The sequence below is a fragment of the Rhodococcus baikonurensis genome (assembly GCF_040489275.1).
GTDB classification, from domain to species: domain Bacteria; phylum Actinomycetota; class Actinomycetes; order Mycobacteriales; family Mycobacteriaceae; genus Rhodococcus_F; species Rhodococcus_F baikonurensis.
In genome coordinates, this window is the sequence record NZ_JBEUOQ010000016.1 from 13,946 (window position 1) to 27,129 (window position 13,184).

Annotated in this window: 12 protein-coding genes; 6 read left to right on the forward strand and 6 right to left on the reverse strand. The window is 63.7% G+C overall.

The features are described from left to right. Positions 1-2: 2 nt before the first annotated feature. Positions 3-1,361, forward strand: a complete 1,359-nt coding sequence (locus ABWI03_RS27475) for a protein kinase domain-containing protein (RefSeq protein ID WP_095969327.1) — start codon at positions 3-5, stop codon at positions 1,359-1,361. Continuing rightward, on the forward strand, positions 1,358-3,283 hold the full coding sequence (gene pknB, locus ABWI03_RS27480; protein ID WP_166810384.1) for a Stk1 family PASTA domain-containing Ser/Thr kinase: 1,926 nt from the start codon (positions 1,358-1,360) through the stop codon (positions 3,281-3,283). Before ABWI03_RS27475 ends, pknB begins: the two co-directional genes overlap by 4 nt. 57 nt (positions 3,284-3,340) lie before the next feature. Here the strand turns inward: pknB and ABWI03_RS27485 are convergent, their stop codons facing one another. Further along, positions 3,341-4,006, reverse strand: coding sequence for an aminodeoxychorismate/anthranilate synthase component II (locus tag ABWI03_RS27485; protein WP_003942537.1), 666 nt, complete (start codon positions 4,004-4,006; stop codon positions 3,341-3,343). Positions 4,007-4,028: 22 nt separating this feature from the next. Next, positions 4,029-4,742 carry a DUF881 domain-containing protein gene (locus tag ABWI03_RS27490; RefSeq protein WP_020967993.1) on the reverse strand — a complete coding sequence of 238 codons (714 nt, stop codon included), beginning with the start codon at positions 4,740-4,742 and terminating at the stop codon, positions 4,029-4,031. A gap of 102 nt (positions 4,743-4,844) precedes the next feature. Between ABWI03_RS27490 and crgA the strand changes: the two genes are divergently transcribed. Both crgA and ABWI03_RS27500 read left to right on the forward strand, forming a co-directional pair. After that, positions 4,845-5,108 (forward strand): cell division protein CrgA, encoded by a 264-nt coding sequence (gene crgA / locus ABWI03_RS27495; protein WP_003942576.1) that lies wholly within the window; start codon positions 4,845-4,847, stop codon positions 5,106-5,108. 107 nt (positions 5,109-5,215) lie between these two features. Continuing rightward, a complete protein-coding gene (locus tag ABWI03_RS27500) occupies positions 5,216-5,707 on the forward strand; it encodes a PH domain-containing protein (RefSeq protein ID WP_298774740.1) in 492 nt (163 codons plus the stop codon). Positions 5,708-5,714: 7 nt separating this feature from the next. On the opposite strand, the gene ABWI03_RS27505 is transcribed toward ABWI03_RS27500, so the two are convergent. Next, positions 5,715-6,563, reverse strand: a complete 849-nt coding sequence (locus ABWI03_RS27505) for a TauD/TfdA family dioxygenase (protein ID WP_298774742.1) — start codon at positions 6,561-6,563, stop codon at positions 5,715-5,717. 109 nt (positions 6,564-6,672) lie between these two features. Continuing rightward, positions 6,673-8,040, reverse strand: coding sequence for an FAD-binding oxidoreductase (locus ABWI03_RS27510; protein ID WP_024487653.1), 1,368 nt, complete (start codon positions 8,038-8,040; stop codon positions 6,673-6,675). A gap of 113 nt (positions 8,041-8,153) precedes the next feature. Here ABWI03_RS27510 and ABWI03_RS27515 point away from each other — a divergent pair, with 113 nt between their 5' ends. Then, positions 8,154-10,019 (forward strand): helix-turn-helix domain-containing protein, encoded by a 1,866-nt coding sequence (locus tag ABWI03_RS27515; RefSeq protein ID WP_298774745.1) that lies wholly within the window; start codon positions 8,154-8,156, stop codon positions 10,017-10,019. On the opposite strand, the gene ABWI03_RS27520 is transcribed toward ABWI03_RS27515, so the two are convergent. After that, the gene (locus ABWI03_RS27520) at positions 10,010-11,353 is read right to left on the reverse strand and encodes an MFS transporter (protein WP_298774747.1); all 1,344 of its coding nucleotides are present in this window, start codon (positions 11,351-11,353) and stop codon (positions 10,010-10,012) included. The two genes, ABWI03_RS27515 and ABWI03_RS27520, sit on opposite strands and share 10 nt — an antisense overlap. Positions 11,354-11,657: 304 nt before the next feature. Here ABWI03_RS27520 and ABWI03_RS27525 point away from each other — a divergent pair, with 304 nt between their 5' ends. After that, entirely contained in the window at positions 11,658-12,185 is a 528-nt protein-coding gene (locus tag ABWI03_RS27525; RefSeq protein WP_298774750.1) for a lipoprotein LpqH, read from the forward strand. Positions 12,186-12,235: 50 nt separating this feature from the next. On the opposite strand, the gene ABWI03_RS27530 is transcribed toward ABWI03_RS27525, so the two are convergent. After that, the gene (locus tag ABWI03_RS27530) at positions 12,236-13,180 is read right to left on the reverse strand and encodes a rhomboid family intramembrane serine protease (protein ID WP_124566976.1); all 945 of its coding nucleotides are present in this window, start codon (positions 13,178-13,180) and stop codon (positions 12,236-12,238) included. Between the last annotated feature and the right edge of the window lie 4 nt (positions 13,181-13,184).

A 13,184-nucleotide genomic window follows, 5' to 3' on the forward strand; every position in this document is an offset into this window, starting at 1 on the left:
CCGTGGCGTTGAACAACGGCGCTTTGATCGCCGATCGTTACCGATTGATCCGTCTCATCGCCACCGGTGGGATGGGTCAGGTGTGGGAAGCCACCGACTCCCGGCTCAACCGTCGCGTCGCCGTCAAGGTACTCAAGTCCGAGTTCTCTTCCGATCCGGAGTTCTTGGAGCGCTTCCGCTTCGAGGCCCGCACCACCGCGCAGCTCAACCATCCCGGTATCGCCGGAATCTACGACTACGGCGAGACCCGTGACAGCTCGGGCGATTCCACGGCGTATCTGGTGATGGAACTCGTCAACGGTGAACCGCTCAACGCCGTCCTGGCACGCGTCGGCCGCCTGGCGGTTCCGCATGCCCTCGACATGCTCGAGCAGACCGGCCGCGCCCTGCAGGTCGCACATGACGCCGGTGTCGTGCACCGCGACGTGAAGCCGGGCAATATCCTCATCACGCCTACTGGTCAGGTGAAGATCACGGACTTCGGCATCGCCAAGGCCGTCGAGAACTCACCTGTCACGCGCACGGGAATGGTGATGGGCACCGCCCAGTACATCGCGCCCGAGCAGGCCCTCGGTCAGGACGCGACCGCGGCGAGTGACGTGTACTCGCTGGGAATCGTCGGATACGAAGCACTTTCGGGTCGACGCCCGTTCACCGGTGACGGCGCGCTGACCGTCGCGATGAAGCACGTGCAGGAAACCCCGGCACCGATGCCGGCCGACCTGCCGCCGAACATCCGCGAGCTCATCGACATCACGTTGACCAAGGATCCGGCCGGCCGCTACGCCAGTGGCGGTGAGTTCGCCGACGCCGTTGCAGCCGTTCGGGCAGGGAGGCGTCCACCGCCGCCCGGTCTGCTCGCCACCGGTGCCGCGAGCGCGTTGCCGGCAACAGGTGCCACGCAGGTCATGCCGCCGACGTACGCGGGCCCGGTGACGGGCGCAGCCGCAGCGGACGACGCGGCAGCCGGCGGAATGACCAGTGGGCAGAAGGCCGTGGCATGGGCCGGCGGCGGATTGATCTTGTTGGCGTTGATCATCGGCGGAGTCTGGATCGCGACCGACGGTCCGAGCGACCCGACGCCGCCCGTCGTCACGTCCACGACGTTGCCGACCACCACGACGACCAAGCCCACCACGACGACGACTCGGCCGACGACGACGACCACCGAGCCGACAACAACGACGACTCGGCCGACGACAACCACGACCGAGCCGACAACCACCACGACAACGCCGACCACGACAACAACAACTCCGACGACCACAACCACCACCACGACGACAACGACGACCACAACGACCACTGAGCCGTTGGCGGATCCCGGAGACGCTGAAGAACCGCTAGGACAAGACCAATGACGACACCCCGCAATCTCTCCTCCCGCTACGAGCTGGGTGAGATTCTCGGCTTCGGCGGAATGTCCGAGGTTCATCTGGCGCGCGACCTCCGACTCAGCCGCGACGTCGCGATCAAGGTGCTGCGTGCAGACCTCGCGCGCGACCCCACGTTCTACTTGCGGTTCCGTCGTGAGGCGCAGAACGCTGCCGCGCTGAACCATCCGGCGATCGTGGCCGTCTACGACACCGGTGAAGCCGAGACCGACGCCGGGCCGCTGCCGTACATCGTCATGGAGTACGTCGACGGCGACACGTTGCGTGACATCGTGCGCAGCACCGGGCCGATGGCTCCGCGTAAGGCGATGGAAGTGATCGCGGACGTCTGTGCCGCTTTGGACTTCAGCCACCGCAACGGCATCGTGCACCGCGACGTCAAACCCGCCAACATCATGATCAACCGTGCCGGCGCCGTGAAGGTGATGGACTTCGGTATCGCCCGTGCCATTTCCGACGCGTCGAGCCCGATGACGCAGACGGCCGCCGTGATCGGCACCGCTCAGTACCTCTCGCCGGAGCAGGCGCGAGGTGAGCAGGTGGACGCGCGTTCGGACGTCTACTCGCTCGGTTGTGTGCTGTTCGAGATTCTGACGGGAGAGCCGCCCTTCAAGGGTGATTCACCCGTCGCTGTGGCGTACCAGCATGTTCGTGAAGATCCGCAGACGCCGTCGGAGATCAATCCGGACATTCCGCGCGAGCTGGATTCGATCATTCTCAAGGCGATGAGCAAGAACCCGGCCAACCGCTACCAGAGCGCCGGCGACATGCGCAGCGACTTGGTACGCGTTCTGGGCGGTCAGCGTCCGAGTGCGCCGATGGTGATGAACGACGAGGACCGCACCACCATCCTCGGCGCCGTCGGCTCCGACACCGGGAACTACCGCACTGCGCCTGATCCGGTCGAGCCGGTTCCTGCGCGGACTACTCGCGCCGCCGAGCCGCCTGCCAAGAAGAAGGGCGGACGCTACGCCCTGATGGGCATCGCGGCGCTTCTGGTGATCGGTCTGGTGACGTTCTTCCTCATTCGGGTGAACTCGCCGAAGGTCGAGATGGTGACCGTTCCGGGCGACCTGACCAACCAGCCCGCCGACGTCGCCGAGGCGACGCTGACCAACGCCGGATTCCAGGTGGAGCGTCAGCAGAAGACGGACAAGGTGATCGCTGCCGGAAACGTCATCACGACGCGTCCGGTTGCCGGGGTGCGCATCGAGAAGGGCAGCACCGTCACCATCGACGTGTCCACCGGACCCGAGCAGGTCGCGATCCCGCGCCTGACCGGGCTGAGCCAGGACGACGCCGAGAAGAAGCTCAACTCCGTCGGTCTCCGACTTGATCCGACCATCGGCAAGGCGGCATCGACCGTCGCCGAGGTCGACAAGATCGTCAATCAGGACCCGGCCGTCGGCGTATCGGTGGTTCTCGATTCCGCGGTCTCGATCACCGTCGGCACCGGACCGGAGCAGGTTCGTGTCCCGGATGTCACCGGTCAGCGTGAAGAGGTGGCGAGGCCCAACATCGAAGGTGCCGGGTTCGTCGTCCAGATCACGGAGATCGATTCGGGACTGCCGAAGGGACAGGTCGTTTCGACCGACCCGACCGGTGGCACGTCGGCCACCAAGGGTTCGACCGTGACGCTGCGAGTATCCAACGGCAACCAGGTTGCGATGCCTGATCTGACCAACAAGACGGTGTCCGAGGCGTTGACCACGCTTCGCGCAGCCGGTTGGGCGGGAACTGCATCGCAGCTGGTGCAGAACCAGAGCACGACGCTCACCCCGGAGATGGTGGGCAAGATCGTCTCGCAGACGCAGCCTCCGGGATCGGAGATCTCCAAGGACGCGGTGATCACCGTCAGCGTCGGAGCGCTCGGAATCCCCGGCCGCTAGCAAACTGAAAAAGTGCCTCCCGGAGATTTCCGGGAGGCACTTTTTTGTGGACAGATGTCAGAGAATTGCGGGCAATGCGCCGCCGAGCGCCGACGCGACCTCGGCCTCGAGGGCTGCGACGAGTCCTTCCGGGGGCGCCTCACCGCAGACTGCGAGCCAGTTCGCGAGCATCCGGTGCCCACCCTGGGTGAGGACTGACTCGGGGTGGAATTGGACGCCGTGAATCGGCAGTTCGCGGTGACGCATCGCCATCACGACGCCGCTCTCGGTGTGTGCGGTCACCTCGAGTTCCTCGGGAATGGTGTCCTCGAGAACCGTCAGCGAGTGGTAGCGGGTAGCGGTGAACGGATCGGGCAGCCCGGCCAGGACGCCGACGTCCTTGTGGTGAACCAGACTCGTCTTGCCGTGAAGCAGTTCGGGCGCGCGGTCGACGGTTCCGCCGAAAGCCGCACCGATCGCCTGGTGTCCGAGGCAGACGCCGAGCAGCGGGGTCTTGGTGTCGGCGCAGACCTTCACCAGATCCATCGTCGCTCCCGCGCGCTGCGGAGTTCCGGGGCCCGGACTCAGGAGAATGCCGTCGAACTGCGCTACTGCACCCTCGAGGTCTGCCGTCAGTTGTGGATCGTCGTTGCGCCAGACCACGGCTTCGGTTCCGAGCTGGCCGAGGTACTGCACCAGGTTGAACACAAAGCTGTCGTAGTTGTCGACGACGAGAATCCTCATGAGAGCAGGGTAAACGCCCGTGCTATCCGCCGGTATAGGCGGGGACCGTGATCTGCGACGGCGTCGCCTGCGTGTACCCGAGGCCGAAGCGGGTCGCGTACTGCTTGTAGATCCGAATGCCCGGTTCGGCGGCGAGTGCCGCCTCGAGGCGCGCAACATCGCCGATCGCGCTCATCACGTACGGCGGGCTGTAGGTACGGCCGTGAAGAAGGAGGGTGTTTCCGATGCATCGCGGCGCGGACGTACTGATGATCCGTTGGTCTTGCATGCCCACCGCTTCGGCCCCGCCCGCCCACAGTGCGTTCAGGACGCTCTGGACGTCCTGCTGATGCACGACGAGGTCGTCCGGGGTGGCGTCGACCGGATACTTGCCGTCGGCGTTGCGCGGAGCGTCCGTCATGGTGACCACGACACCGGGGCCGGTCATCTCCGTCAGTCCTGCATCGGCGGAGATGTTCTTGATGTCACCGAGAGCCGCTGCCACGCCGGCGTCGGACCGAGCGGCGTCTTCCTGCAGCGAATCGAGCTGAGCGGCAAGTTCGTCCCGGTCGGCCGAAACTTTCTCGGCATTGGCCTGGGCGCTCCGGACCAGATCGGAGAGCCTGGTGCTTTCGGTGACCTGGAGCTGATTTTCCTCGGCGGATCTCTGCGCCGTGGCGACCATCAGACCGGCTACCAGGCAGACGGCAAGTACACCGATGTGCCAGACGGTTCGTGAAGATTCACCCGAAGACACGTGGCTCCTCCCGGATTGTGCAGGTCGGCCGGTGACCAACTGGACACAGCTACGTTAGCGTGTAGGTAACACATGCAGGTCACACCGTAGAGCGAGGACGTCATGCCCAAGTCGAAGGTCCGTAAGAAGAACGACTACACAGTCAACCCGGCAAACCGCACTCCGGTGAAGGTGAAGATGGGTCCGTCGAGCACGTTGTACGTCTCGGTGATGCTCGGATTCATGCTTGTCGGCCTGGCATGGCTGATTGTGTACTACTTGGCCGCGGATTCGATCACGTGGATGAACGACTTGGGAAACTATAACTTCCTCGTCGGCTTCGGCTTCATGGTTGTGGGCCTTGTGATGACCATGAGATGGCGCTGACCAGCAAGTATCTGATTCGACCCGGATCGTGACCGTCATTCAATTACATGGGTGTCATTCATCCCCATTGTGGATAACTCCTGTGGACAACCTAGGAAGTTATCCACATGCTCGAGGATGAATTTCATCCACAGCCTCGTGACAACGCCACGGAGGTCGTCTCGTGGGCCACTCCGATGGGTGTTGTCTACGCGATGTTCGGCGGCGGAATTGCCCTCGCGATCGCCTCGATAATCGCGCCCACCGAGCCTGCCGGACGCTTCCTGCTCGCCCTCGCGGTGATCGGGCTGTTCGTGATGGGCGGACTCGCCCTGCGTCAGCGTCCCCGCCTGGCAGTGATCGAAGACGCGGGAATCAAGTCGATCGCGGTGCAGCGATTGCGCGCCCGCCACGAGTTCACCCGCGAACAGATCGACCGCGTGCGGCTTGTCCGCTACCCGCGTCTGGGCCGACGCGTCCCGATGCTCGAGATCGACATCGTCGACCGGCCCACCGACACGGAGAAGCTGTTGATCTTCGGACGCTGGGATCTCGGCACGTCGCCGGAGGATGTCTTGGACGTGCTCGCCGTCCACGGTTTGGTGCCGCCGGAGAAGTAAGCGCGGGTTACATGGCCAGTGCCGCGAGGTCCGGCTGCACGATGTCGAGGGCCTGCTGCGGCACCGCTACGGCGTCGCTCGACCATCCCCAGATCGAGTACAGCTCGCGGCCGGGGTCGGTATATCCATCGCGGCCGTGAAGCACCCGGTAATTGTCGATGCAGATCATCTCGCCGGCTTCGGCACGGAACATCGGCCCGCTGTCTCGCACGTGAATCACGGCCTCACTCCACTGCTTCACCAGCGGCCACTGCGCTTCCTCCGATTCACCGGCGATCGGCGCGAGGTACGGGTGGTACCGAACCTGGTTGCGTCCACTCGGCACAGTCCGGGCGATCGGCGCGAAGGTGTTCTGCGGGAAGTTCGGTTCCGAATGGTCGATGTCTGTGATCCAACAGAATTCGGCCAGTTCCGCTGTTGCGGGATCGAAGGCGAGCAATTGCGTCAGCTTGACCGCATCGATGAGAAACGAGTCGCCGCCACTCGGGTACGCCGGACGCTTGCACCACAGAAATAGATAGTCGGGCGCGTAATCACCGAAAGCAAACCCGTCGTTGTGGGCGGTCATCCGCTCGCCGGAGATACCGAACGAGCGCTTGCGCCCGCGTTCGTCCACCGGTTGGGTGTCGACGACGGCGGCTTCGGCATCCTGACTTCTGGCGCTAGCCTCGAACTGGCGGCCGACGCGAATGCACTTCTCACCGAGCAACTTCGACGCGAATGCAATGGCATCTTCCTCGGTGTGCAGCCCACCGAAGACCGCGGCGCCGTCGAGAGCGATTCCCGCCCGGACGGCCTCGACCGTGTCCACGCGCCGCGGAACAACACTTGCCAGCGTCAATTCGGAAGAGAACATTCATGACTCCATACGTCGAGTTGGCCAAACGGTTCAACTCGAGCGTAGGAACTCGTCATTTCGACGGCGTAACCCCGGAAACCGATTCGGTTACGGAGCTAGCCTTCCTTCAGATCACCTTGCCGGGGTTCATGATTCCGTGGGGGTCGAGTGCGCCCTTGATTGCATGATGCATCGCAACGACGGCCGGCGACAGTTCTTGCGCGAGGCCGCCCATCTTCAGCAGGCCGACGCCGTGTTCACCGGTGACGGTTCCGCCCAACTCGAGGGCGTTGTCGATGATCTCGGCAAAAGCGGCCTGAGCGCGCCTCCGCGCCGCTTCGTCGTCGTGTGGCGTGATCAGCAGCGGATGCAGGTTGCCGTCACCCGCATGCGCGATGTTCGCGATGTGCGTGTCGTGCCTGGCCGAGATGGCCTCGATGCGCGCCAACATCTCCGGAACCGCCGCCTTGGGAACACAGATGTCCTCGGTGAGCACCGGGCCGAGCCGCTCGAGGGCGGGGTACGCCAGACGCCGGGCGGAGAACAGGGCGTCGGCTTCCTCCTGATCGGTGGACCTGGCGCTCCAGGTTGCCCCGGAACGGTTGAAACAGGCCAACATTCGCTCGGCTTCGGCGTCACCGATCTCGCCCGGTGTGTCGATGCGGCCGAGCAGGACAACCTCGGCGTCGGCCGAGAGGCCCATGTTCTTCCAGGCGTCGACGGCAAGCAGGCACTGTCGATCGATCAACTCGAGGGCAGACGGCGTGAGACCGTCGGCAGCTACGGCTTCGACGGCCTTGCCCGCAGCGACGATGGAGTCGAAGTATCCGACGATGGTGCGTTCGGGATCGCGCTGAGGACGAAGCTTGACGGTCACCTCGGTGATCACGCCGAGAGTGCCTTCGGAGCCGACCATGAGCGCCGAGAGATCAAATCCTGCCACTCCCTTGGCAGTTCGACGCCCGAGCCGAACCAACTCACCGGTTCCGGTGACCACCTGCATGCCCAGCACGTAATCCTTGGTGACGCCGTACTTGACGCAGCACAGGCCGCCGGCATTGGTCGCGACGTTGCCTCCGATCGTCGACCAGGGCGCGCTGGCTGGATCGGGCGGATACCAGAGGCCGTGCTCGGCGCAGGCGTCGCGGAGGTGATCATTGACCACTCCGGGTTCGACCACGGCCAAACGCTCGAGGGTGTTGATCTCCTTGATGGCGTTCATCGCGTCGAAGGCGATCACGACGCCGCCGGCGACCGCGTTGGCTCCGCCCGACAGACCGGTGCCGGCGCCGCGCGTGACGACGGGCGCACCGTGGGCGATGCACGCCTGCACAACTGTCTGTACCTGCTCGGCTGTGCGCGGACGGACCACCGCTACGGGCATCTCGTAGGGAGCCCACTCGGCATCGTCGTGGATGTAGCTCGCCATGATGTCGGGGTCGGTGATCAGTCGATCCGCATCGATCTGCGAGCCGAGCGCCTCGAGGAGTGTCATGCCTCCACGATAGTGACGGCGGCTACACCACCCCATGTAGATTTACTCCGAGAAACCGGAAACCGTATGGGCATTCTCTCCATACTCGCCGTTCGTCTGACAAGGGAGTGCCGATGCACGAGAACTGGCTGCAGCTTCTCCTGGCCGAGGCATCCACCGAGGAACTGATCGAGCATCGCGATCAGTTGGCCGCCGGGTCAGCCCCGGAGGCCGCTGCCGAGATCGAGCGAGAAGCCCGATCGGCGCTTCAACTACGAAGTCTCCTGGCTCAGCGCCGACAGCGCGCCACCGAACTGGGGGCGCTCAACGACATCGCGTCGCTGCTCACCACGATGCACGATCACCACGCCCTCCTGCAGGAGATCGTGGATCAGGCCAAACGACTGCTCGGCGTCGACCTTTCGTACCTTGCTCTCATTCATGACGACATCTTGATCATCGAAGTGACGAGCGGGGCGTATACGTCGCAACTGCTCGGCCTCACGGTTCCGTTCCGCGAAGGTCTGATCGGTCGCGTGGTCGAGAACTCCTCTCCTGCTTGGTCTCCCGACTATCGAAACGATCCCTCGTTTGCACACATCGGGCCCGCCGACGACGCAGCACGAGCCGAGAACATGCGCGGCCTGCTGGCCGTGCCACTGACGTTGAACGGCAAAATTCTGGGTGCTCTGTGCGCGTGCAAACGTCAGGAGCGCCGATTCGGCAACGAGGAAGTTGCGTTGCTGTCCGCCCTCGCAGCTCATGCCTCGGTGGCGATCGAGAATGCCCGCTCTCTCGAACGCTATCGCGCGACGGTTGCAGAAGTGAATGCAGCGAACACCGAACTTGCCGAGCGCACAGCACTTCTCGAACAGACACTGACCTGGGACCGATCGCTCACACAAGTTGTCCTGCGCGGCGGTGGAGTCCGTGAACTCGTGGAAGAAACCTCGGCGTCGACGGGTTCGCCGGTGTTCTTCGTGACCGGAACATCCGAGATTCCACCGGGATTGCAACGGGTGAGCGAGAGTGTTCGTCGAGTTTTCGACATCTTCGCTGCAGACAGACGCGAGCAGGAAGTGACGCTCATCGTCGGTGAGCAGTTCCTCTTCGCCACCGAAGTGCGCAGCGCCGGTGACCAACTCGGGGTTCTGTTCCTGCTCTCGCGCCGAGAACCCACCGCCGCCATGAGATTGGCACTCGAAAGGTCGGCCCCGGCCATTGCGCTTGCGCTGGTGGGCGAACGGGCGGCCCGGGAAGCCACCCGTCGAGCACGCGACGCATTTCTGGTCGATCTGATCACCAGGCCAGCGCCGACGCCGGCCGAGGTCAACGGCCAGTTCCGCCTGGCCGGGCTCAACCCCGACCGCTCGTACACTGTCGTGGTGGCCCGCCCGGCAGACGCCGTCGACCGTACTCGTCGCAGTATCGAGGAAATTGCATTTCCCTCGGGAACTGTTGTTGCCGAGCATGGTTCACGGGTCATCGCATTGATTCCCGGAATGTCACCGGCAGAGGTTGCGGCGGCATGGGTGCAGCCGGCGGAGAACCCGACCGTCGGAATCGCCGATCCCGCAGTGGGAGCGGAAGGTCTGGCGCGAGCCTATGTCGAGGCGCAGCACACTGTCGACGTCCTCGAGACGCTCGGGCGGGCCTCACACGTGGAACCGGCAAGTTCACTCGGCATCTACCGAATTCTGCTCAGCCGCACCGGCCGCGAAGAACTGGAAGCACTGACGCAGCGGTCCCTCGGCCCACTCCTCGAGGAGGAGCAGCGACGCGGCGTTCCGCTATTGGACACCCTCGCGTCGTACCTGTCGCACAATTGCAAACATTCTGCGACCGCCGCAGCGCTCGCGATTCACGCCAACACCCTGTACCAACGCCTCGAATCGATCGACCGGTTGATCGGGACACAGTGGCGTCAGCCGGACCAGGCGCTCGATCTTGCGCTCCTGATCCGGCTGCGTGCCAGTGCGGGGAAACTCGGTCAGATCTGAGCGGGCTTGCTCGATCGCTTTGCCAGAACCACTACAAGGATTGCGGCGCAGAGCATCACGGCGCCCACCACCCACAAACCTGCCTTGGCATTTCCGGTCACATCGGTGAGCCAGCCGGTGATGTACGGAGCGCCGAAGCCCGACGCATTGCCGATCGAGTTGATCATCGCGATACCCGCAGCCGCGCTGGCGCCCGTCAGGAACGTGGTGGGCAGGTACCAGAAGACGGGGAGCGCGCACAGGACGCCGACGGCCGTGAGCGAGACCGCAATCATGACGGTGAACGGTGAATCCAGATACAGCGCAATCGGAATGGATACCGCACCCAGGAGCGTCGGTGCTGCAACGTGCCACATTCGTTCACCCGTCTTGTCGGAATGGCGGCTCCACAGCACCATCGCGACAGCGCCGATCGCGTAGGGGACGGCCACGATCAGACCCGTCTCGACGAGCGAGAAATCAGTATTGAACGTCTGCTTGAATCCCGCGACGATGCTCGGCAGGAAGAAGCTCAAAGCGTAGAGGCCGTAGGTGATTCCGAAGTAGACCAGACCGAACCCGATGACGCGGGGATCACGCAGGGTCTTGCCGGCAGACTGGTGACCGGCGTCGCCGAGTTCCTTTTCCTCGTCGGCCATGGACTTCATCAGCCACGTGCGCTCCTCGAGGGTCAACCACTTGGCGTCGGCGGGACGATCGGTGAGGTAGAACCAGACGACAAACGCCAAGATCACGGCGGGCAGACCCTCGATCAGGTACATCACGCGCCATCCGGCCAGGCCGAACAGACCGTCGCCGTACTGGATGATGGCGGCCGAGAGCGGGGCGCCGAGCGCCGACGAGAGCGGAAGCGTCAGCAGGAACAAGCCCATCAGGCGTACGCGGTACTTCTTCGGGAACCAGAAGGTCAGGTAGAGAAGAACTCCGGGGAAGAAGCCGGCTTCGGCGATTCCCAGCAGAATGCGGAGGAAATAGAGGCTGCCCACGTTGGGCACAAATGCCAGCGCAGCGGCGAGGATGCCCCAGGTGAGCATGATGCGCGCGATCCACAGCCGGGCGCCGAAGCGGTGCAGGGCCAGGTTGCTCGGCACCTCGAACAGTAGATAGCCGACGAAGAAGAGCCCGGAGGCGAGGCCGAACATGGTCTCGGTCATCCCGAGGTCGGCGCTCATGGTGAGCTTCGCGAAGGCGATGTTCGTACGATCCAGATAGTTCACGAAATAGAGCAGGATCAGAAAGGGGATCAGCCGTCGCGCTACCTTCTTCACCACGCGAGATTCGATCTCGCTCGGTGTAACCCCACCGTCAGTGGTGGTGCTATCGGTGGAGGTCATGGCAGGGGTACTCCTCGGAAAAGGTCAGCGGTGCTATCAACGAAGTGACTCAAGCCACAGTAGAAGCACTACCGAGCTCAACCTATGTGGACAATCTCTACAGAAGCCGTCCCCGCATGTGCGATTACTCCCGACGATCCGGCAAATGATTCCCGGCAGCCCGACGAACGTCCTTGACCAGTCGAACGCGACAAAACCGTCTGAGCTGCGGGTTTAGAGCTACTGGCATCGAGTCAGTGGCTAGTGTTGTCGGCGAAATAGCCGGAGCAAGTGCGCACGCACCGCATGACTTGAAGGACAGAACATGACGAAGTTGGTTCGGACCACGATGACCCGCCGGTCCTCCACCGCAGTCGCTGCCACCATCGCGGCGGTCGCTTTTTTCACCGCCGCCTGCGGCAGCGACTCCGACAAGACTGACTCGGAAAAGACCGCTACCGGCGCTTCGTCCGCTATGTCCTCGGTCAGCGTCGGTGGGAAGGCACTTGACGCCAAATTCGAGACGAAGTGCGCAAAGGACGGCGGCACGACAGTGATGACACTGCTCGACGCGGAAAATGCGACCTACGGCGTATTGACCGTCTCGGCCATCATCGATGAATCCGGCACGGTTCAGACTGCTGGAATCGCCGGAAGCGAGGGTGGATCGAACGGTCTGCCGTACACCGCCGGATTCGCACCGGGTCTGCCCGGCGGGTCGGCCAGTGCCAAGCAGGACGGCAATACCTTCGTGGTGACGGGCGAGGGAATCGGCGCCCGGGACGGGAGCAACCCGACGGAGACGTCGAGCTTCGAGATCACGTTCGCCTGCGAGTCCGTCATCGGCGGCTGAACGATAGAAGCAGGAGAATCGTGCACCTGTACTCAGGTGCACGATTCTTGCTAGCTGATCCCCAACTGTTCGCGCAGTTGGACGACGCGGAGCACGATGACTCCGATTGTCACCACGGTGACGGCACCAAAAGCGATCCAGCCGATCCGCACTGCTTTCACTCGGTTCTCGCCGGCGCCCAACCACTGTGGGACGTACAGGAAGGCAGCTGCCGTTGCGGCACCGGCCACCAGGCCTCCCGCGTGACCCCAGAACGAGATCCCGGGCAGCGAAATGCTGATGATCACGTTGATCGCGATCACCGAGATGATCGGGACCGGGCTTCGACGCAAACGCAGGAGAAGAACTGCCTGTGCACCCATGATGCCGAAGATCGCACCCGACGCCCCAGCAGTCCAGGACAAGGCAGTGAGCGAAGAGAACACCGGCTGGAAGGCCATCACCGAGGCGGAACCGCCGAGAAGCGAAACCAGGTAGATGCCGATGTACCGGGAGCGGCCCATCACGATTTCGGTGTCGCGCCCCAGGATGTAAAGCGCGTACATGTTGACCGCAAGGTGCAGGATGCCGAAGTGCAGGAACCCGGAGCCGATGAGTCTGAACCAGTCACCGCTGGCGACCAGACCCGGATTGAGTGCCCAGTTCGCGAAGATCGACGAGCCGACCTGATTGTTCATGATGCTTCGCGACTGCGCGAAGGTCGCGAGGAACGCCAGGACGTTGAGCCCCATCAAGGTGTACGTCACGACTGGGACCGCGCGGGTGGGGCTCACGGTGTTTCCGGCGACGCCCCGAACGGGACGGACATCGCGTTGACCGGCAGCTACACAGTCGACACATTGGTATCCCACCGCCGCCTCGCGAAGGCAGTCCGGGCACGCCGGGCGTCCACAACGATTGCAGGAAAGTGCGGTAGGTCGATCTGGATGGCGGACGCACCGCGGTTGGGGCGGGATGCCCTCACTCGCACCGCCGCCCCAACCGGGGTTCGTCATCTGC

Excerpts from the sequence above, each read along its gene's own strand:
- crgA (WP_003942576.1), top strand. The coding sequence starts at position 4,845 with ATGCCCAAGTCGAAGGTCCGTAAGAAGAACGACTACACAGTCAACCCG.
- ABWI03_RS27510 (WP_024487653.1), bottom strand. The coding sequence starts at position 8,040 with ATGACACTCCTCGAGGCGCTCGGCTCGCAGATCGATGCGGATCGACTG.
- ABWI03_RS27525 (WP_298774750.1), top strand. The coding sequence starts at position 11,658 with ATGACGAAGTTGGTTCGGACCACGATGACCCGCCGGTCCTCCACCGCA.
- ABWI03_RS27500 (WP_298774740.1), top strand. The coding sequence starts at position 5,216 with ATGCTCGAGGATGAATTTCATCCACAGCCTCGTGACAACGCCACGGAG.
- pknB (WP_166810384.1), top strand. The coding sequence starts at position 1,358 with ATGACGACACCCCGCAATCTCTCCTCCCGCTACGAGCTGGGTGAGATT.
- ABWI03_RS27530 (WP_124566976.1), bottom strand. The coding sequence starts at position 13,180 with ATGACGAACCCCGGTTGGGGCGGCGGTGCGAGTGAGGGCATCCCGCCC.
- ABWI03_RS27505 (WP_298774742.1), bottom strand. The coding sequence starts at position 6,563 with ATGTTCTCTTCCGAATTGACGCTGGCAAGTGTTGTTCCGCGGCGCGTG.
- ABWI03_RS27515 (WP_298774745.1), top strand. The coding sequence starts at position 8,154 with ATGCACGAGAACTGGCTGCAGCTTCTCCTGGCCGAGGCATCCACCGAG.
- ABWI03_RS27485 (WP_003942537.1), bottom strand. The coding sequence starts at position 4,006 with ATGAGGATTCTCGTCGTCGACAACTACGACAGCTTTGTGTTCAACCTG.
- ABWI03_RS27520 (WP_298774747.1), bottom strand. The coding sequence starts at position 11,353 with ATGACCTCCACCGATAGCACCACCACTGACGGTGGGGTTACACCGAGC.